This window comes from Microbacterium sp. NPDC078428, assembly GCF_044542535.1.
GTDB classification, from domain to species: Bacteria; Actinomycetota; Actinomycetes; order Actinomycetales; family Microbacteriaceae; genus Microbacterium; species Microbacterium limosum.
This window is the reverse complement of sequence record NZ_JBITUP010000007.1, coordinates 139,593-159,934: the sequence shown is the minus strand read 5'-3', so window position 1 is coordinate 159,934 and position 20,342 is coordinate 139,593. Positions and strand designations below refer to the sequence as shown.

The following is a 20,342-nucleotide window of genomic DNA, read 5'->3' as shown; positions in this document are numbered from 1 at the left end:
GCTCCGCGAACGGGACGCGCTCGCGGGGCATGACCGAGGGTGGGGGCGCCGCGCGGCGGCCCCCCGCCCTCTTGGTCGTGCTCGCGGTCGTGATCGCGGTGATCATGCTCGCGCCCGTCGCGCAGCTGATCGTCAGGGCCCTCGGATCGGGTGGTCGGCACGCCGCCGCGATCCTGTTCCGTCAGCGCACTCTCGAGCTGTTCGGCAACACGCTCCTACTCGCGGTGCTGGTCAGTGCCGCGTGCCTCGTCCTCGGCGTCGCGATCGCCGTGGCGACTGTCCGGGTCAGGCTCCCGTTCCGCCCGCTCTGGCCTGTTCTGGCCTGCCTGCCGCTCGCGGTGCCGAGCTTCGTCGGCGCGTTCGCCTGGTCCTCGGCCCTCCCGCAGCTGCACGGCCTCGGGCCGCTCGTGATCGTCACCGTGCTGACCACGGTACCGCTCGTCACCGTGCCCACCATCGGCGCGCTCGCCCTCGCCGATCACGGTCTGGCCGACGTCGCGCGCACCCTCGGCCGCAGCCGATCGTCCGCGTTCTTCAGCGTGACGCTGCCGCAGATCCTTCCCGCGGCGGTCACCGGCACGCTCCTCGTCGCGCTGTACACCATCTCGGACTTCGGCTCGCCCGCCATCCTGCGGTACGAGACGCTGACGACGGGCGTGTACGCGCTGTTCAGCGGCGGCATCGACAGATCGGCGTCGGCCGTCACGTCGCTTGCGCTGGTCGCGTTCGCGCTCGTTCTGGTGCTCGGCGAGCGGCGACTGCGGGGCGATCGCGCAGGGGCGGACCCCGGTTCGGTGCAGCGAGGGCAGACGGCGCGTCCCCTGGGGACACTGAGCGCGCTCGCGTGCGGCGCGGGGCTCGGTCTCGTCGCTGCACTCGGCGTGCTCGCGCCGCTCATCGCCATGACGGTGCGCTGGCTCAGCAGCGAGCGGTTCGGGAGCACGATGGAGGATCTCGCCGCGGCGACCGTGACGACGCTGCTCCTCGGTGCCGTAGCCGGCACCGTCACGGTCGTGCTCGCGCTGCCGATCGGTGTGCTCGCGGCACGCTACCGGTCGCGGCTCATCGCGCTCGCCGAGTCGGTGTCCTACCTGACGCACGCGATCCCCGGTGTCGTGGTGGCTCTGGCCCTCGTGGCGCTGTCGTTGGCGCTCGTCCCGGCGGCATATCAGAGCGCTGCGGCCCTGATCGCCGCCTACGTGGTGCTGTGCTTCTCGCTCGCGATCGGAGCACTGCGCTCGGCGATCGCGAGGGTGCCGCCTCGGCTGGAGGAGGTATCCCGCACTCTCGGTCACGGCCCGTTCTTCACCTGGTGGCGGGTCACGGCGCGCACCGCGCTGCCCGGCATCGTCGCCGGATGGGTGCTCGTCGCGACGGCGGTCATGAAGGAGCTGCCGGCAACGCTCATGTTGCGACCGATCGGAGTCGACACGCTCGCGACGGAGCTGTGGAGCAAGACCAGCATCGGCGCCTACGGGGCGGCCGCCCCGATCGGGGTGCTGCTGGTGCTCGTAGGCCTGGTGCCGGCGATGATGCTGGCCGCGACCCTGTACGAAGGAGCACGTCGATGAAGAGTCGGCCGATCGCACAGCCGCACGGCGTGGCTGCCCTCTCGGCGGACTACGGTGGCGGGGTCGAGGTCTTGCGAGACATCGATCTGGGCATCGAGGACGGCGAGCTCGTGACCGTGCTCGGTCCCTCGGGAAGCGGGAAATCCACGCTGCTGCGGACCATCGCCGGGCTGCATCCGGCCCGTAGCGGAACCGTGCACCTCGGCGGCCGCGACGTGACGACGGTCAGGCCCGAACGCCGGCGGGTCGGCCTGGTCCCGCAGGATGGGGCGCTGTTCCCCCGGATGTCGGTCGCGGGCAACATCGCTTACGGGCTGCGGGGCGTGCCCGCCCATCGTGCCGCCGGGCACCCTCGCGTACGGCAGCTCCTGGAGCTGACCGATCTGACCCCGCTCGCGGGAAGGTTCCCCCATGAGCTCTCCGGTGGCCAGCAGCAGCGGGTGGCGCTCGCGAGGGCGCTGGCACCCGCGCCGCGTCTCATGCTGCTCGACGAGCCGTTCAGCGCTCTCGACGCGAGCCTGCGCGCGCGTCTTCGGATCGAGGTCGTGGATCTGCTGCGCGCCCAGGGAGTGAGCACTCTGCTCATCACCCACGATCAGGAGGAGGCGCTGTCCGTGAGCGATCGGGTCGGGGTTCTGCGCGACGGCAGGATGGAGCAGCTCGACAGCCCCGACCGGCTTTACGCCAGGCCCGAGAACGCGTGGGTGGCGGGTTTCGTCGGCGACGCGGTACTGCTGCCGGCCACCCGGGACGGCAGCGGCGGGCTGGCGACCGTGCTGGGTCCGCTCGTGGGTTCGCAGGGTGCCGCGCCCGGGTCGGGCTCGCTCGGGCTGTACCGCCCGGAGCAGCTCGCCCTCAAGTCGACGGATCGCATGCCGGCGGTTCCCGGCCGAACCCCGGTCGGCACGATCGAACGGATCAGCAGGTTCGGCTCGCACGCCATGATCGCGGTGCGCCTGGACCGTGACGGCAGCCGGGTGACGGTCCGCCGGACGGGTCTGCACGACCTGGGCGTGGGCGATCGCGTCGTCGTGTGGGCCGCGACTCCCGGCCTCGTGGTGCGCGGCTGACCCGGCGTGGGAACCGGCCGCGTGTGCGCCCTACGCTCCGATCTGCAGCCCGAGGGGAAGCATCGTGGAGTCGGCCGGACGGGTGAGGTACTGGATGCCGCGGGGCGAGAGCACCTGTTCGATGCCCGAGACCATCCCGCCGATCAGGCCGGCCTCGTTTCCCAGCGAGCTGTGCGTGACGGAGAGGTTGCGGGTCGCCAGCGGTTGCGCCTGCTGGTAGACCACGCTCCGGATCTGCGAGAGCACGTCTTCCGTGCACTCGGTGACATCTCCGCCGATCACGATCCGGGCCGGATTGCAGAAGTTCACGAGGTCGGCGATCGCGCGCCCGAGCGTCGCGGCGGTCTCCCGCACGACGCTGACGGTCGTGGCGTCTCCGAGCACGAGTCGGCTGATGAGGTCCTTCGACGTGACGGGAGTGCCGAGCGCCTTCGACACGCGACCTGCCATGGCGCCCACTGACGCGATCGCCTCGAGGCACCCGCGGTTCCCGCAGCTGCAGAGCACGTCGCTCATGTCGCGCATCTGGATGTGCCCGATGTCAGCGGCCGCACCATCCGCCCCGTGCAGCAGCAGGCCGCTCTCGCTGACGAAACCGGCGCCGACTCCCGTGCTGATGTTGATCATCAACAGGGGGAGGTGGGCGCCGCCGTAGGCGCGTGCCTCGCCCAGCGCCATGAGGTTGACGTCGTTGTCGACGATGACGTCGCAGACGAAGCGTTCCGCCATGAACTTGCAGACGCTGAAGCCGTCCCACCCCGGCATGAGCGGCGGGCGGACGGCGAAGCCGAGATGCGAGTCCACCGGCCCGGGGAGTCCGACGGATATCGCCAGGGCATCGTCCGCGGCGAGCGAGTTCGCATGGAGCATCTCGGCGAAGGCGTCGCAGATGGCGCCGAGCAGCACCGTGGGCCCCACCTCGACGTGCATGTCGATGTCGCGCCGCTCGACCACCACCTTGTCGAGGGTGGTCAGCGCCAGGCGGGTCACCTCGATCGAGACGTCGGCCACCAGTACGACGCCCCTGGCCGCACTGACCTTGAAGACCTGCGCGGGACGGCCCCGGAGATTGCTCCCGCCGAGACCGCCGTCCTCGATGAGGCCGTTCTCGAGAAGAACGCCCAGGTGGCCGTCGATCGTCGACCGCGCAAGTCCCGTCACCTTCACGATCTCCCGCCGGCTCACAAGTCCGCCGTCGGCGATCATCCGCGCGATGACGCTGCGGGCGGCATGGGCATCGGGTGCGAGGTTGCGGTCCGGCTTCAGAAGCTGAACTTCTGTCCACAGTGTTCCCATTGGCGTGGAATCGACCCTTCACTGGTCCCGATTTATGCAGAAAACGAAATAATTCGGGCGTCTTTTTTCTGTTTGTGACCTTATCTACGCTAGATCAAAGTCAGCAAGACAGCCACAGACGACTGCCGAACGAAAGAGGTCGACGATGACGCTCAGACTCGAGGTGAAGGGGCTCTCGAAGCACTTCCTGGGAGTCCAGGCACTGGACGACGTGAGCTTCGGGATCGAGCCCGGGCAGGTCGTCGCTCTGATCGGTGAGAACGGAGCCGGCAAGTCGACGCTGATCCGCATCCTCTCGGGGGCCCACGCTCCGGACGCCGGCGAGATCTTCGTCAACGGACGCCGCGCGACGATCAACGGCCCCGCAGCCGCCGAGGACCTCGGCATCGCGACCGTGTACCAGGAGCTCAGTCTCTTCCCCGATCTCTCGGTCGCCGAGAACCTCCTCTTCGGCGCGTACCCCGGAAAGGGGATCATCAACTGGCGGGCGGCCAACAAGGAGGCTGCCGCGTTCCTGAGCGATCTCGGACTGGCCGTCGACGTCACCATGAAGGTGCGTCAGCTCGGCATCGCGGAGAAGCAGATGCTCGAGATCGCGAAGGCGCTGCACAGGCGGGCGCAGATCGTGATCCTCGACGAGCCCACGGCGGTTCTCGGCGGCGAGGACGTCGACCATCTTCTCGCGCTGGTCCACGGCCTGAAGGAGCGCGGGGTGAGCGTGATCTTCGTCTCGCACCGCCTCGAGGAGGTCTTCGGCCTCGCCGACCGCTACGTCGTGCTGAAGGACGGCACGCTGACCGGCGCGGGAAAGATCTCCGAGACCGACCATGACGACCTCGTCTCGAAGATGGTCGGCCGGGAGTTCACCCGGGCGCCTCGTGCGGTCAATCAGACCTTCGGCGACGTGGCGCTGGAGGTGAAGAACCTCTCGCGCGCGGGCGTGCTCGATGACATCTCGTTCTCCGTCCGGTCGGGGGAGGTGCTGGGCATCGCGGGCCTGCGCGGCGCGGGACGCACCGAGCTCGCGCGCGCCATCTACGGCGCGGACGCCATCACGAGCGGCACGGTCGCCGTCGCGGGCACCAAGACCACGATCAACAGTCCGCTCCGGGCCATCCGTGCCGGAATCGGGCTCGTCCCGGAGGAGCGGAAGAGCCAGGGCCTGTTCATCGCGCTCTCCACAGCGGCGAACATCCCCATCGTGCGGATGCTCAAGCGCGGGGCCGCGCGGTCTCAGCCCGCGGCCGATCGCCGCACTGCGGCCGAGTACGTCACGAAGCTGCGCATCAAGGCCGGCGACGTCGGCGCGCCGGTCGGCACCCTGTCCGGGGGCAACCAGCAGAAGGTCGTGCTTGCGAAGTGGCTGGAGGCGGGGGCCGACGTGCTCATCCTCGACGAGCCGACACGCGGCATCGACATCGGCGCGAAGCAGGAGATCTACGAGCTCATCCAGACGCTCTGCGAGCAGGGTCGTGCGGTGATCGTCATCTCCTCGGAGCTGCCCGAGGTGCTTGCCCTGAGTCACCGGATCCTCGTGATGTATCACGGCGGGATCGCAGCCGAGCTCGACGGCGCGAGCGCAACTGAAGAAGAGATCATGTTCCACGCAGTGGGAGGAAACCGATGAGCACGTCTACCGCAGGCAACGGCGCCTTGAATTCTTTGTCGATGAAGGTGCGCGGAAACTGGCTCCCCATCGTGATCTTCATCGGGATCGTCGTGCTCGTCGCGGTCTTCGTCCCGGCCTTCTTCCAGCCCAGCAACCTCCTGAACGTCGGCCGTCAGTCGGCCATCGTCGGAGTGATCGCGATCGGGATGACGTTCGTCATCCTGACCGGCGGGATCGACCTGAGCGTCGGATCGATCCTGGCGCTCTCGGGTGTCACGACCGCCATGCTGATCAACAACGGAATGGTCGTCCCCCTCGCCATGATCGTCGCGTTGCTCGTCGGCGTCGGCGTCGGCATCCTGAACGGGATCGGCGTCGCGGTTCTGGGCATCCAACCCTTCATCATGACGTTGGCGACGATGGTCGCCATCCAGGGATTGTCACTGCGGCTGACCAACGGCGGACCCCAGCAGTTCAGCAATGCGGCCGAGATCTTCCGGGTGATCGGCAGCGGAAACGTGCTCGGCATCCCCGGACCCTTCCTCGTGTTCGTCATCGTCGCGATCGTCGGCATCCTGGTGCTCCGCTACCTCTCCTTCGGTCGCTACATCTACGCGATCGGCGGAAGCCTCGAAGCCGCACGCCTCTCGGGCGTACGCACCAAGCGCACGCTGGTCATGGCGTACGCGATCAGCGGCCTCTGCGCGGGTCTGGCCGGAGTGATGACGGCGTCACGACTCGGCGTGGGCGACCCCACCGCGGGCAGCCTTGCGAACCTCGACGCCATCACCGCGGTCGTCATCGGCGGGACGAGCCTGATGGGCGGCACCGGCGGCGCTGTCGGGACGGTGTTCGGCGCGCTCCTGCTCGCGGTGCTCTCGAACGTCATGAACCTGATCGGCATCTCGCCCTTCGACCAGCAGATCGTCAAGGGCGTCGTCATCGTCATCGCGGTGCTGGTCGCGGTGCAGGCGACGAGGCGACGACTGAGCGAGAGAAAGCAGTCCGCGCCGAAATCGGAAGCGAAGCCGACCTCGCCCCAGTCCGGTTCAGACGACACGCGCGGCGCCATGGCAGGCGCGTAGCGAAGCACTTCCCCGAGCCCCAGGCTCACGAGAAGATCCCCCACCACCACCAAGAAGAAAGGTGCAACGATGCACGCCCTGAGAAACAACAGAGGAAGTCGGCTCGTCCTGGCGGCGGCCATCGGTTCCATCGCCCTGATGACCGCGGGTTGCACGTCGACCGGGTCTGCAGGATCCACATCGGAGAACGAGGCGGTCGGTGACGAACTCGCTCCGAGCATCTATTGCGGCGAGGAGTGCCAGGAGCAGCTCGTGCTCGAGGCGGACCCCGCGTCGATCGACTGCTCCGTAGGAGTCTCGTGGAGCAGCGCCTCCTTCCCGTACGGCGCGAAGTCGACGCAGCAGATCCCCGAGTTCGCCGAAGCGTTCTTCCCGGGCATGGACGTCACCGTGAGCGACGGTCAGGCAGATTCCACGCTCCAGTCCGGTCAGGTCGACGACATGATCGCGCAGGGCATCGACGTGCTGATCGTCTCCCCGCAGGACGCCGCGGCGCTGGCCGGGGCCGTCGACCGAGCGACCGCCGCCGGCATCCAGGTGATCGCGGCCGATCGCGCCGTCGACACCGAGGTGTCGACCTACATCGGGTCCGACAACGTCGAGGCCGGGATCGTGAGCGGCGAGGCCGTCGTCGCTGACTTCCCCGACGGCGCGAACGTCGTCGAACTCGCGGGCAGCCTGGGCGCATCGCCGACGATCGATCGCGGCGACGGGTTCCGCCAGGCCCTCGAGGGCTCGAACGTCGAGATCATCGCCACCCAGACGGCGAACTACGATCGCGCCGAAGGTCTGCAGGTGATGGAGGACTTCCTCCAGCGTTTCGGCTCCGGCGAGATCGACGCCGTCTTCACGCACAACGACCAGATGTCCTTCGGCGCCATTCAGGCCATCAAGGAGGCCGGTCGCGAGGGCGAGATCAAGGTCTACGGGATCGACGGAGAGTCGGGCGCGCTCGACCTCGTGCAGGCGGGGGAGTACGCGGCGACAGTCGGATACCCGCTCGTCGTGAAGGAGTCGGTCATCGCCGCCGCGAAGCTGTGCGCCGGCGAGCCCATCGACGAGCGCATCGTGCTCGACTCGACCCTCATCAACGCCGACAACGTCGAAGAGTACACGGGGCGCGCTCCCCAGTGATCGCGCCGGGGCCGGACGCGTCTGTGAGCGTCCGGCCCCACACTTCTCCCTGAAAGGACACACGCAATGAAGATCTCCTACAACACCTGGGCCTACTCCAGCTTCTTCGTCTGGGTTCCGGCCTACACCCTCGATGAGACGATCAAGCGCATCGCGGGGCTCGGCTACGACGGAATCGAGATCGGCGCCGCTGCGCCGCACGCCTACCCTCCGCACCTCGGCGCAGACCGGCGCAAGCAGGTGCGCGAACTCCTCGACGAGCATGGCCTCCAGCTCTCCAGCATGCTGCCGGCTCCGTCCGGGGGGCCCGGGAACAACCCCGCGTCGCCGTACATCGAAGAGCGGCGCGCGACGGTGGAGCACTACAAGGAGCTCGCCGAGATCACCGCGCAGTGGGGCGGCAAGACCCTCATCTACCTGCCCGGCTGGATCATCTTCGGCACCACGCGTCGTCAGGCCTGGAAGTGGAGCCGCGAGGTTCTCACCGAGGTCGCCGACGCGATCGCGCACACCGGGGTGACGCTCGTGATCGAGCCGACCTCCCACGACACCAACCTGTGCATGAGCGCCGACGATGCGATCGAGCTGATGGAAGACGTCGACCGCCCCAACGTGAAGCTCATGTTCGACACCTTCCACATCATGTACAACAAGGAGGTCTTGAGCGACTACGCCTACAAGATGGGCGAGAACCTCAAGCACATCCACATCTCCGACAACGACCGGCTTCCGCCGGGGTCGGGAGTCGGCGACTTCCCCGCGCTCATCGACGCGCTGATCGATGTGAAGTTCGACGGGTTCCTGACGATGGAGACCGGTTTCCACCGCCGTGGCATCGAGCCCGACGAGGACGCCCGCACCTCGATCGAGTACCTGCGTCCCCTCGTCGAGCAGAAGCTGGCAGCTCGCGCCAACCCCAGCGCGTAGTCCGACACACGAAAGGCAGTGACGATGACCGGGTCGGCGTTCCACCCTGACTTCGCCCTTCTCTTCCTGAACCCGCGGGAAGCCGCGACCATCGACGCGATCGTCGGCCACATCATCCCCTCCGAGGAGGGGTCGCCGGGGGCGAGGGAAGCCGGCGTCACGGAGTACATCGACCGTGCGTTGTCGGGGTTCATGCGCGACCTTCAGCCGATCTACCGGGAGGGGCTCGCGGAGTTCGAGACCTTCGCCGTGGAGACCGCGGGAGCCGCGTATCTCGACCTCGACGGCGAGCAGCAGCTCGCGGTCATCGCAGAGCTCGACGAGCTCAGCGGCGCTCGACCGGACGCCTTCCTGGGACAGTTCTACCGCATCGTCCGCGAACACACCGTGCAGGGGTTCTTCGGCGATCCGGCCTACGGCGGCAATCGTGACGTCGTCGGTTGGAAGCTGGTCGGATTCCCGGGAGCGCAATGGGGGTATACGCCGGAGCAGATGCACCCCGGGGTGGACTCGACGAGCATCCCCATCCTCACCGTCAAGGATCTGTACTCCCGGATAGGAAGCATGAAATGAGAGCGGAATACGACGCGATCATCGTCGGAATGGGTTCGGCCGGAGGAATCATCGCCGAGCAGCTGACCAAGGCCGGTGCACACGTGCTGGCACTCGAGAAGGGTCCTGACTACACGCAGGAGGACTTCATGGTCAAGCAGGACGAACTGCGCTACTACCAGCGCGGGGCGATCGTGGCCGGCGTGAACGTCGATCCTGTCACGTGGCGTCCGAACGAATCGTCGACCGCGCGTGTGCTGCCCTGGTCGGCGGGCGCGCTCGGCACCGACGAGCCGCTCTACGGCCTGCCCTCGATCGGCACGGGGGGCGGGACCCTGCACTGGGGATGCGCCGCGTACCGGTTCCGCGAGGCGGATTTCCGGATGCGGTCGGCCATCGCGGAGAGGTTCGGGGAGGCCGCGCTGCCGGAGGGGTCGTCGCTCGCGGACTGGCCGATCAGCTATGCCGACCTCGAGCCCTACTACGAGCGGGTCGAGCAGGAGCAGGGCCTCTCCGGGCGGGCAGGGAACGTCGGGGGCGTGCTCCAGGAGGGCGGAAACCCCTTCGACCCGCCCCGTGAGCGCGATTACCCGATGCCGCCTGTCGCACAGGGGCCGGGAGACGTGCCGTGGGTGGCGGCGACGGAGCGCCTCGGCCTGCATCCGTTCCGTCAGCCCCTCGCCATCAACTCCGAGGAGTACCGGGGTCGTCCTGCCTGCGTGAACTGCGGGTTCTGCCATGGCTTCCCGTGCCATGTGAAGGCGAAGTCCACGACACAGGTGACGTCGGTGCCCGCGGCCAAGGCCACGGGCAACCTCGAGCTCCGCGCGCGCAGCCGGGTGCTGCGCATCAACCGCTCTCCCGACGGGCGCGAAGTGCGCGGGGTGACCTACGTCGACGCGCTCGGCGAGACGCACGACGTGTTCTCGAACACCGTCGTGCTGACGGCGTACGCGCTCGAGAACGTTCGGCTGATGCTCATCTCCGGCATCAATGCGAACGGTCAGGTGGGTCAGCACTTCATGACGCACAATTTCGGCTGGTTCACCTCGGTGCTGCCGGAGGTCACCAACCCGTTCATGGGGACGTTCAACGCGTCCAGCGCGATCGACGACTACACCTCCGAGCTCGTTCCCGACAACGACCTCGGTGTGCTGTGGGGATCGCCGATCATCAGCGTCACCGGTGACCTTCAGCCGATCGAGGCGTACCACAACATGAACCCGGGCGTCGCGAAGTTCGGCCTCGAGTTCAAGCACTGGATGCGCGACAAGTACCGTCACATGCACCGCATGTATTCGCAGACCACCAACTTCCCCTACGCGCGTCACTACGCGGACCTGGACCCGGTGGTCAAGGACCGCTGGGGTCAGCCGGCCCTGCGCATCACGCACGATTGGGAGGACCACGACGCGAACTCCGTGACTCTGATGGGTCGGTACAAGGAGCGCATCGCGAAGGAGATGGGCGCGACGGAGTACTGGATGGACTCGCCGCGGCCGCCGTACCACCTGTCGACCCACGACGTGGGTGTGCACCGCATGGGCCTCGACCCGGCGACATCGGTGACGAACGTGTACGGCGAGGTCCACGAGTGCCGCGGCCTGTTCGCCGTCGGCGGGGGCCAGTTCGTCAGCTACGGCGGATACAACCCGAACCAGACCGTGCAGGCACTCGCGTATCTGAGCGCCGAGGGTCTGCTCGCCTCGAACGGCCTCCGGCTCGCCAGCTCGACGCCGATGGTCGCATAGTGGGCGACCGCTTCAGCGGCCGGGTCGCGTTCGTGACGGGCGCGGGTCGTGGGCAGGGTCGCAGCCACGCGCTTCGGCTCGCCCGCGAAGGAGCGGATGTCGCGCTCGTCGACCTCGGAGGCGCCGGAGCGATCGATCACCCGCCCTATCCGACCGCGACGAGCGCCGACCTCGCCGCCGTGGCCGCGGAGGTGCGCGCGATCGGTCGCTCCGCCGAGGTCTTCGAGGTCGACGTGCGCGATCCCGCCGGGCTCCAAGCGGCCGCCGATGCCGCCGCCGAGAGGCTCGGCGGGATCGACCACCTCGTGGTGAACGCGGGCATCACGGACCGTTTCCACAACACGTGGGAGCTCCCCGTCGAGAACTGGCGCACGATGATCGACGTCACGCTGTCGGGGGCCTTCTACACCTGTCGTGCGGTCGTGCCCCATCTGCTGCAGAGGGCGGAGAACGCATCCGTCGTCCTCATCGGCTCAGGGGTCGCGATCAAAGCAGTGCCCGGACTCAGCCACTATGTGGCGGCCAAAGCCGGTCTCGTGGGGCTGGCGGAAGCGCTCGCCGCGGAGCTCGGACCCTACGGCATCCGGTGCAACTCCGTTCACCCCGCCGGGGTCGACACGGACATGACGACCGCGATGGTCGAGCTGAACGGGATTCCGCGCGAGGAACTGCTGAGCGGGTTCCGCGAGCGACAGCTGATCGCGCGGAACGTCGAGATTGACGACGTCACGGCAGCGGTCACCTGGTTGCTGTCGGACGAGGCGCGCCGCGTCACCGGGCTCGCGATGACCGTCGACGCGGGAGAAACGAAGAAGTGAGCAGCTCCGTCGGAGCAGGAAAGGACGAGAACATGGCCATCAAGGACGTGTACCGAGTGGGCATCGTGGGACTGGAATTCGGTGCGGAGTTCATCCCCATCTACCAGCGGCACCCGAATGCCGAGATGTATGCCATCTGCCAGCGCACGCAATCGAAGCTCGACGAGGTCGGTGACCGGTACGGCGTGGAAGTCCGCTACACCGACTACGACCGGATGCTGGCCGACGCATCCATCGACATCATCCACATCAACACCCCGCTGCAGTTCCACGCCGACCATGTCGTCGCCGCTCTGGAGGCGGGCAAGCACGTCGGCTGCACCATCCCCATGGCGATCTCCGTCGAGGACTGCAAGCGCATCGTCGACGCCCAGCGTCGCACGGGCCTGACGTACATGATGATGGAGACGACGGTGTACAGCCGTGAGTTCCTCTTCGTCCAGGACCTCTATCGCTCGGGCGCGCTCGGCAAGCTCCAGTTCCTGCGCGCCTCGCACCACCAGGACATGACCGGGTGGCCGTCGTACTGGGACGGCATGCCGCCGATGTACAACGCGACGCACGCGATCAGCCCCACGCTCGCGCTCGGCCGCCACCAGGCCGAGTACGTCCAGGCGCTCGGATCGGGCTCGGTCTTCGAGCGGATGAAGTCCGCCTACGGCTCGCCGTTCGCGATCGAGTCGACCCACATCAAGTTCCTCGACGCCGATCTGGGCGCGGAGGTCACCCGGCATCTCTGGGCCGTCGCCCGGGAGTACCGGGAGAGCTTCGACGCGTACGGTGCGATCCGTTCCTTCGAGTGGTCGCAGACGGAGGACGGTTCGCACGTCGTCTACCTCGGCGAGCGTGCCGAGCGGATCGAGGTGCCCGACTTCGCGAGCCGGCTGCCCGCCGAGATCCAGTCGTTCACGACCGCGGGCGTCTACACCGATGAGGGCGAGTCGGAGCACCGGTCGTTCGTGCAGGGCGGCGGCCACGGAGGATCGCACCCGCATCTCGCCCACGCGCTGCTCATGGCGGTCGCCGGCGAGGGGGAGACGTTCCCCAACGCGGTGCAGGCGGCGAACATCACGTGTGCGGGCATCCTGTCGCACGAGTCGGCCGTCAACGGTGGCCAGAAGACCTACCTGCCGGAGTGGACGCTGAGCGATCAGAAGCCGTTCGACGTGGCTCTCGACGAGGGACGCGAGCCGGCCTGGGAGGGCGAGACCGAGGTCGTGCCCTCCTAGCCGTGGCCCGGCCGTCGTGACGCCCCCGCGCGGGATCCCTCCCGCCCGGGGGCGTTCGCGTTCAGTCGGACTTGGCCGATATCCACAGCCAGCGAGCGGGGCGCGTGCCCGTGTTCGCGTATGAGTGGGGCAGGCGAGGGTCGATCAGGAGCGATTCGCCGGCCCCCAGTCGGTACAGCGTGTCCTCGAGGGTGAATTCCAGCTCCCCCTCGAGGACGAAGATGCACTCCTCATCCTCTGGGTGGCTGTACGAGTGCACGCGAGAGTGCCTGCCCGGGTCCAGCACCGCCTCCAGCACCTGGACGGTGCGGGCAGTCTCCGGGGTCACATAACGATCCCGATAGACACCGGAGCCCTGCGCCGACTGGGTGATCGATGCCGAGTCCGCCCCCGCCTCGTCACGAACGATCGCCTTCATCGGCACATTGAGCGCCCCGGCGATGCGCATCAACGAGTCGAAGGAAGGCTGGGAGAGATTCCGCTCGACGAGCGACAGGAAACTGACGGACAGGCTCGTGTCGGCGGCGAGCGCCGCGAGGGTGCGGTGCGACGCCTTGCGGAGCTCGCGGATCCGGCCCCCGTCGACGTGCATCGATCCGTCCTCCATGGTCCCCCGATCATACGGCCGGTCCGTCGGCTCGCCGGGAAGGGGCGTGGCGGCATCCTTCGTCGTCATACCTTCTCGCGCACGCGTTCGACACCGACCGCCAGAATCAGGACGGCCCCGATCACGATCTCCTGGATATAGCTCGCCACGTGAAGGAGATTCATGCCGTTACTCAAGACGCCGAGGAAGAGCACGCCGAGCAGCACGCGCCAGACGATCCCTTCACCGCCGAAGAGGGAGGTGCCTCCGAGGACAGCCGCCGCGATGGAGAGCATGACATAGCTGCCGCCGATCGACGCCTCTCCGGATCCCAGGCGCGAGGTGAGCAGCAGTCCGGCGATCGCGGACAGCGTGGCGCACACGACGAACGCGAGGATGAGCGTGCCCTTCACGTTGATGCCGGCGACCCGGGCGGCTTCGGCGTTGCCGCCCACCGCGTACATGTTGCGACCCGCGGGGACCCGGGTCATGAAGAGCGTCACGAGCAGGAGGAGGAGGGCGGCAAGCACGACGGGCACGGGAATCCCCGCAACGACACCCGTCCCGAGCACATCCATGAGCGAGAAGGGGACGCCCGTGATCGGGGCGCCCCTGGTTATCAGGAGTGCGATGCCGGTGAGGATGGATGCCGTCCCGAGCGTGGTCATGAAGGAGGGCACCCGCCAGACCGCGACGATGAGCCCATTGAAGAGGCCCACGATCACACCGACGACGATCGAGACGGCGACACCTGCGAGCAGCGCGAGGGGGCCTTCGCCGATCGCGGCGGTCACGGAGGCCACGACGACCGACGTGAACGCGACGGTGGCTCCCACCGAGAGGTCGAGCTGGGCGTTGATGAGCACGACCATCTGTCCCAGGGCGATGAGCAGCAGGAAGACCGATTGACGCGCGACGTTGATGAGGTTCCCCGAGTCCAGGAAGCGCGGCTCCATGACGGCGAAGACGACGCTGAGTGCGAGGACGAGCAGCGGCAGCATCAGCAGCATGAGCCGGTTTGCGAGGCGCGCACGCGCCGCGGACACCGCGATGCGCTGCGTGACCGTCTGACGGTCGGGGCCGGTGGAGAGAGAAGTCATGTCATTTCCTCTTCGGGAAGGAGTTTCAGAAGAATCGTTCGGCGATCGCTTGTTCAGTGATCTCGTCACCGCGCAGCTCGCCTCGGACACGTCCTTCGGCGACGACGTAGACACGATCGCTCACGCCGATCAACTCGGTGAGATCGGACGAGACGACGACGACGCCCGCGCCATCACGGGCCGTGCGGTCGATCTGCGCGTAGACATCCGCCTTCGCGCCGACGTCGATGCCCACGGTGGGTTCGTCGAAGACGTGCACCCGCGCGTGGCGGAGGAGGCCCCGGGCGATGAGGGCCTTCTGCTGATTGCCGCCTGAGTAGAGCAGCGCGTTGCGGGCGACGGTGGCCGGCCGGAGCGCGAGCCGAGCGGTGAGCTCTTGCGCGCGACGCCGCTCCTTCCGGGTATCGATCAATCCGAGCCGGGTCAGCCCGGCGGCGCCGAGGGCGCCGAGAGTGACCGACTCCGAGAGCGGGCGACGAAGCAGGAGTCCCTCCCGGCGGCGGTCGGACGGGTAATACATCAACCCCGCCTTCAGCATGCCGGCGGGAGTGCGGGCATCGCAGGGCTTGCCGTCCACGACGATCGTGCCGGATCTCTTCGGTAGCAGGCCCGCGAGGGTTCGGGCGAGCTCCGACTTGCCGGATCCGATCAGGCCTGCGATTCCCACCACCTCGCCGGCGTGCACGACGAGATCCACGTCGTGGACGCCGTCGCCGTTGAGGCCGGCGGCCTCCAGTACCGGAGGACCCGCGATGCCCGCCGTGTGCGCGTAGAGCTGACCCGCGGGGCGCCCGATCATCGCCTCCACGAGGGCGTCGGCGGCGATGGGCGTCGAATACGTGGCGACGTGGATGCCGTCACGCAGCACCGTCACGATGTCTGCGATCTCCAGCACCTCGTGCATGCGATGGCTCACGTAGATCACGCCGACGCCCTCGCTCGTCAGCCGACGCACGATGTCGAGAAGGCGGCGGCTCTCCGCCTCGCCCAGGGAAGCCGTCGGCTCGTCGAGGATGAGACAGCGTGCCTGCCCCATCAGCGATCGCGCGATCTCGATGAGCTGCTGCTCGGAGCGTGAGAGCCTCCCTGCTCGCGCATCGACATCGAGGTCGACGCCGAGCCGCGCGAGCACCTCTCGTGAATCGCTGCGCATGCGGCGGCGATCGACGAGCCCGGCCACGGTCGGAGCCGAGCCGAGCATGATGTTCTCGGCCACACTCAGGTTCGGCGCGATGTGCAGTTCCTGGAAGACCGTCCGAATGCCGAGGGCCGTGGCCTGCGTGGGCGACTCGATTCTCACCGGCCGGCCGTCGAAGCGGATCTCGCCCGAACTCGGAGTGTGCAGTCCGCTCAGGGCCTTGATCAGCGTCGACTTGCCCGCGCCGTTCTCGCCCATGATCGCGTGCACCTGCCCCGGCTGCACCTCGAGTGAAACTCCGCTCAATGCGGTGAACGGGCCGAACGACTTCGACAGGCCCCGCAGCTCGAGCAGTGCGCTCATGCCATCACCCTCGGCGACGCGAAGACCTGTTCGCCGGCACGGTAGACGGCCAGCGTCTGCGTCCCGGCGAGTTCGTCGAGAGAGGAGTGCACGGGGTCGCGATCGACGATGACGATATCGGCCTCTTTGCCCGCTTCCAGGCTGCCGAGCCGACTCGATGCGCCGAGGGCGTGGGCTGCGTCTATCGTGTGCGCGCGCAGGGCCTCCTCGACGCTGATCGACTCCGTCGGCTCGACCACGATGCCCCAGAAGCTGCGCCGGGCGACCGCGCTCCAGATCGTGTGCCACGGATTCGTCGCACCGATATCGCCGCCGACCGCCACATCAGAGCTGAACGCCGGCGACACCGCGGCATCGAGGATGGTGCGCAGGGGCACGCGGCCGCTGACCCCGTGACCGGGGAAGAGCATAGGAAGGTAGTCTCCGATGAAATTCGACAGGAAACCGGGCTGAAGTACGGGGATGACGCCCGCCGCTTTCCACGCATCGATGTCTGCGACATCCTCCAACACGTTGCCCAGGTGTTCGACGCGCACGTCGATTCGCCGCCCGAACCCGGTCAACGCCTCAAGCACCTCAGCCTGCGCGCGGGTGCCGTTGGTATGCAGGGCGAGCTGGACACCATGCTGCGCGGCCAGGCCGAAGGCGTGAAGCAGCTCCGCCCGGCTCTTGTTCAGGCGGCCCCGGTACCCAGGACGGGGCGCGTGATCCGGGCTGTAGGGCCTCATGCTGGCGGCGTTTCGCGCCGAGTACCCGCCGTCGACGAACATCTTCACGCCCTGGGCCCACAGGCGACCGGGGGTGCCGCCGAAGCCGTCCACCCAGTCGAAGACCTCGTCGACCGGTCGGAAGCCCGGCGCGATCGCGTAGAGAGCGATGCGACACGCTACCGCTTCGTCCGCCGCGAGCGTTTCCAGCGCACTGAGCTGGGCTTCCGACTCGAGCATCTCGCCCACGGTCACGACACCGTTGGCGAGATAATCCGCGGCGAATCGTTCCCGTACCCAGGCTGTCGTCTCCTCAGCGGAGGGAGCGGGAATCGGAAGGTGCCCGTCGACCTCCGCGACGTACCCGTTCGGATTCCCGTCGTCTCCCAGCCCGACGACGGGACTTCCCCAGAGCCCCATGCCGGCGTGAAGGAAGCGCTCCACCCGCGCGGCCTCGAGGGCCGCGCTGTTGAGGATCGAGACGTGGCCGCCGCAGTGGATGACGATGGGATGCCGCGTCGAGACTGCGTCCAGTTCAGCGCGTGTCGGGAAGCGGCGCTCGGCGAGCTTCTGATCGAAGAACAGGTTGCCGTAGCCGATCACCCACTCCCCGGCGGGCGTCTCTCGCGCCCTGTCGCGCAGCGCATCTATGACATCCGCGATGCCCGTGCAGTGCGGTACCCGGCAGTCGACCCCGCGAGCCGTCGCGACCGCGTACTGGGTCAGGTGCACGTGCGGATCCACGAACGCCGGCAATACGGCGCCGTCGTGAGGCGCATCGATGACCGTCACTCCACGAGAGGCGAGGTCGTCGGCGAGACCGACGCCGCCGACGGCCGCGATCTGGGAGCCGCGTATGTGGAGCGCCTCGGCGACGCCGTGGGTGCCCATGGTGCGAATCGTGCCCCGCAGGACGTATTCGGGCTGTTGCATGAGGTCCACTCTGATCAGCGCGTGGACTCGACGACCGAGACGGGCTGCCAGCCGCTGGGGGCGAAGCTGCCTGTCGCGTCGAACGATTCCACGTTGTCGAAGCCGTCTTCGGCGGGACCACAGATCAGCAGGGGTTCCGGGGAGAAGCGCGTGGTCGCGTCAGCGAGCAGATCCTGCTCGAGCAGTCGTACGGCGAGGTCGACCGACATCTGGCCGATGAGGCTCGACTGCTCGGACGGACCGCAGTTGGCGCGCCCTGCGGACATCAGGTTCACGCTCTCGGGGGTCACGTAGGTGCCGTACAGGCCGACCTGGTCGGTGAGCCCCTGCTCGGCGAGCACCGACACCGCGGATTCCACCATGACGGCGTTGCCGACGAGGGCATCGATGTCGGGATTGGCGGAGAGGACGTCCTCGATGAGACTGAGCTGCACCTCCTTGCCCGTGTCGCCGTACTTGACGTCGACGACCTCGACCCCTGTGCCTTCGACTGCCTGCTCGAATCCGAGCCGAGAGCGCTCCGCCCAGCCGGCGCCGGCGGGTCCCGGCAGCAGGGCGACCTTGAGCGGCTCTCCACTGTCGGCGAGATGCTCGCCGACGACGCCTCCCATGTCGATATAGTCCTGCAGGACGCGACCCGGTACATCCGGCAGCGACAGGCCGTTGCCGACGTCGATGACGGTGATCCCTGCGTCGAGCGCCCGCTGCACGGCCTGGTTGACGGAGTCGTAGCTGACCGCGCTCACCAGGATGGCGTCGGCGCCGGAGCTCGCGCAGTCCTCGATCTGCGAAACCTGCGTGGCCAGGTTCTCGTAGCCCCCCGCGTCGACCACCGAGAGGTTCACGTCGAGTCGCTCGGCCTGAAGCGCGAATCCGTAGTTGACACCGACCCACGTGGAGTCCTTGAGGTGCGGGATGACGGCGCACAGCCGCCAGGGCTCGGAGACCTCGTCTCGGCCGAGCGAGGTGTACTCGGTCGTCTCGCTCCCGCCGACGCAGCCGGCGGGGTCCACCCCGTCGGACGAGCAGTCCGTCATCAGGGCGGGAACGGTCCAGGAGTCGCCGTCGACGGGCTCCTCGCTCGCTGTGCCGCTCTGTGAGCATGCGGTGAGGGACACCGTGGCGACAGCCGCCAGCAGGAGGGCGGGGGGGATGCGGTTCATTGTGGAACTCCTTCAGTCGTGGTGCATCGGACGGATCAGTGGATTGCGCGCGAAGAAGAGAGGAACAGAGGTCATGGGGTGCGCACGTGGCCGGCGGGATAGTGCTCGGCTGCGAAATTGATCGCGCCTTGCACACGCCGCGACGACGTGAGGCGCTTGACGAGTGCGGAGCGGATGTCGAGCAGCGGGCGCGGCCAGTGCGTGCCGACCTTGCCGTAGATGCGCGAATACTTCTGCACGCCGTCGGCGATGGGGCGCATCTGCTGCTCCCACGAGCGCAGGGCCATGTCGAGGTGCCGTGAATTCGAAGCGTGCACCGCGAGCGATACCGCGTTCGTCATCGCGACGCAGGCCGCCTGTCCGAGGTTGGGAGACATCGCGTGAGCAGCGTCGCCGACCAGCACGGTTCGGCCGGCGCGCCACGAACTGACGGTCACATCGTGGAAGGGCGCCCAGCGACCCTCCGTGTCGGCGGGGATCCGCTCGAGTTGTGAGCGGAATTCGGGGAAGGACTCGATCCATACGTCAGGAGCGAACGGGCGCTGGTTTCGCCCGCTGTGGTCGTCTGCGGGGCAACAGAGGAAGATGTACGTCTCGTCGGGTGAGCACGGGACGATACCGATGCGCCGACCACCGTTCCACTGCTCGATCGTGCGCCCGACCGGGTCGTCCGCCGTGCGCGGGACGATGTGTCGCCCGCCGCCGTCGCGGAGGTCCACGAGAGAGTTGCGCAGGCCGAGGGCATCCCGGACCTTCGAGTAGACGCCGTCTGCGCCGATCGCGAGATCCCCCCGGTGCTCGGTGCCGTCCGCGCCGATGAGCGTGCCGTTGGGCAGCGCCCCGGTGATCGGGGACTCGGTCTTGATCTCCACGCCGAGTCGCCGCGCGTTCTCGACGAGCGACCGGTGAAGGTGTCGTCGCCCGACGGTCACGAGGCGGTGGTTCTGCAGCCACTCTTCCTGCAGAGTCTGTCCCCGATGGTCGCGGAGAAGGGGTTCCTCGACCCACTCGCCCTGCTCGACGACGACGTCGTAGGCTCCGATCTCCTCGAGCGCGCGAAGCCCGTTCTCCCACAGGTAGATTCCCGCACCGATCTCCCGGAGTTCGGAAGACTTCTCGTGCACTCGCACGGACCATCCGGCCTTCGCGAAAGCGGCAGCGGCGGTCAGTCCTGATAGACCTGCGCCAGCGATCTCGACATGGCTCATGCGTTCACAACTCCTCAAAGATTCAGTAAATATTTAGTGCGGATTTCACTGGACGTCACAGTAGGGCCGACTTGCTCTCGGCGTCAATCCCTTTCCGCCTCT

The 20,342-nt window shown here is 67.9% G+C and carries 17 protein-coding genes; 10 read left to right on the top strand and 7 right to left on the bottom strand.

The window, feature by feature from the left end; all coding sequences use genetic code 11:
* Positions 1-29 precede the first annotated feature (29 nt).
* Positions 30-1,571 (top strand): ABC transporter permease, encoded by a 1,542-nt coding sequence (locus ACIGCK_RS13185; RefSeq protein ID WP_396666680.1) that lies wholly within the window; start codon positions 30-32, stop codon positions 1,569-1,571.
* Positions 1,568-2,641, top strand: coding sequence for an ABC transporter ATP-binding protein (locus ACIGCK_RS13180; protein ID WP_396666678.1), 1,074 nt, complete (start codon positions 1,568-1,570; stop codon positions 2,639-2,641). The genes ACIGCK_RS13185 and ACIGCK_RS13180 overlap by 4 nt, the downstream gene beginning before the upstream one ends.
* Before the next feature lie 30 nt (positions 2,642-2,671).
* Here the strand turns inward: ACIGCK_RS13180 and ACIGCK_RS13175 are convergent, their stop codons facing one another.
* Positions 2,672-3,937, bottom strand: a complete 1,266-nt coding sequence (locus ACIGCK_RS13175) for an ROK family protein (protein ID WP_396666676.1) — start codon at positions 3,935-3,937, stop codon at positions 2,672-2,674.
* 145 nt (positions 3,938-4,082) lie between these two features.
* On the opposite strand from ACIGCK_RS13175, the gene ACIGCK_RS13170 reads away from it, so the two are divergent.
* The 8 genes from ACIGCK_RS13170 to ACIGCK_RS13135 all read left to right on the top strand — a co-directional run bounded on the left by ACIGCK_RS13170 (position 4,083) and on the right by ACIGCK_RS13135 (position 13,042).
* Complete coding sequence (locus ACIGCK_RS13170) at positions 4,083-5,564, top strand: sugar ABC transporter ATP-binding protein (protein ID WP_396666675.1); 1,482 nt, start codon at positions 4,083-4,085, stop codon at positions 5,562-5,564.
* Positions 5,561-6,631 carry an ABC transporter permease gene (locus ACIGCK_RS13165; RefSeq protein WP_396666673.1) on the top strand — a complete coding sequence of 357 codons (1,071 nt, stop codon included), beginning with the start codon at positions 5,561-5,563 and terminating at the stop codon, positions 6,629-6,631. The genes ACIGCK_RS13170 and ACIGCK_RS13165 overlap by 4 nt, the downstream gene beginning before the upstream one ends.
* A 138-nt stretch (positions 6,632-6,769) precedes the next feature.
* Positions 6,770-7,765: a substrate-binding domain-containing protein gene (locus tag ACIGCK_RS13160; RefSeq protein WP_396666671.1), complete on the top strand. Its 996-nt coding sequence runs from the start codon at positions 6,770-6,772 to the stop codon at positions 7,763-7,765.
* A 66-nt stretch (positions 7,766-7,831) separates the two neighbouring features.
* The gene (locus tag ACIGCK_RS13155) at positions 7,832-8,692 is read left to right on the top strand and encodes a sugar phosphate isomerase/epimerase family protein (protein WP_396666669.1); all 861 of its coding nucleotides are present in this window, start codon (positions 7,832-7,834) and stop codon (positions 8,690-8,692) included.
* Between the two features lie 24 nt (positions 8,693-8,716).
* Entirely contained in the window at positions 8,717-9,265 is a 549-nt protein-coding gene (locus ACIGCK_RS13150) for a gluconate 2-dehydrogenase subunit 3 family protein (protein WP_396666668.1), read from the top strand.
* Entirely contained in the window at positions 9,262-10,995 is a 1,734-nt protein-coding gene (locus ACIGCK_RS13145) for a GMC family oxidoreductase (protein WP_396666666.1), read from the top strand. Before ACIGCK_RS13150 ends, ACIGCK_RS13145 begins: the two co-directional genes overlap by 4 nt.
* Positions 10,995-11,813, top strand: a complete 819-nt coding sequence (locus ACIGCK_RS13140; protein WP_396666664.1) for an SDR family oxidoreductase — start codon at positions 10,995-10,997, stop codon at positions 11,811-11,813. Before ACIGCK_RS13145 ends, ACIGCK_RS13140 begins: the two co-directional genes overlap by 1 nt.
* Complete coding sequence (locus ACIGCK_RS13135; RefSeq protein ID WP_396666662.1) at positions 11,810-13,042, top strand: Gfo/Idh/MocA family protein; 1,233 nt, start codon at positions 11,810-11,812, stop codon at positions 13,040-13,042. Before ACIGCK_RS13140 ends, ACIGCK_RS13135 begins: the two co-directional genes overlap by 4 nt.
* A 61-nt stretch (positions 13,043-13,103) precedes the next feature.
* Here ACIGCK_RS13135 and ACIGCK_RS13130 read toward each other — a convergent pair whose 3' ends face one another.
* From ACIGCK_RS13130 to ACIGCK_RS13105, 6 genes are all read right to left on the bottom strand, one after another.
* Positions 13,104-13,718, bottom strand: a complete 615-nt coding sequence (locus ACIGCK_RS13130) for a helix-turn-helix domain-containing protein (protein ID WP_396666660.1) — start codon at positions 13,716-13,718, stop codon at positions 13,104-13,106.
* Positions 13,715-14,728 (bottom strand): ABC transporter permease, encoded by a 1,014-nt coding sequence (locus ACIGCK_RS13125; RefSeq protein WP_396666658.1) that lies wholly within the window; start codon positions 14,726-14,728, stop codon positions 13,715-13,717. The genes ACIGCK_RS13130 and ACIGCK_RS13125 overlap by 4 nt, the downstream gene beginning before the upstream one ends.
* A gap of 25 nt (positions 14,729-14,753) precedes the next feature.
* Complete coding sequence (locus ACIGCK_RS13120; RefSeq protein WP_396666657.1) at positions 14,754-16,229, bottom strand: sugar ABC transporter ATP-binding protein; 1,476 nt, start codon at positions 16,227-16,229, stop codon at positions 14,754-14,756.
* The gene (locus ACIGCK_RS13115) at positions 16,226-17,869 is read right to left on the bottom strand and encodes an amidohydrolase (protein ID WP_396666655.1); all 1,644 of its coding nucleotides are present in this window, start codon (positions 17,867-17,869) and stop codon (positions 16,226-16,228) included. The genes ACIGCK_RS13120 and ACIGCK_RS13115 overlap by 4 nt, the downstream gene beginning before the upstream one ends.
* Positions 17,870-17,883: 14 nt before the next feature.
* The gene (gene torT, locus ACIGCK_RS13110; protein WP_396666653.1) at positions 17,884-19,032 is read right to left on the bottom strand and encodes a TMAO reductase system periplasmic protein TorT; all 1,149 of its coding nucleotides are present in this window, start codon (positions 19,030-19,032) and stop codon (positions 17,884-17,886) included.
* A 71-nt stretch (positions 19,033-19,103) separates the two neighbouring features.
* Entirely contained in the window at positions 19,104-20,240 is a 1,137-nt protein-coding gene (locus ACIGCK_RS13105) for an FAD-dependent monooxygenase (protein WP_396666651.1), read from the bottom strand.
* Between the last annotated feature and the right edge of the window lie 102 nt (positions 20,241-20,342).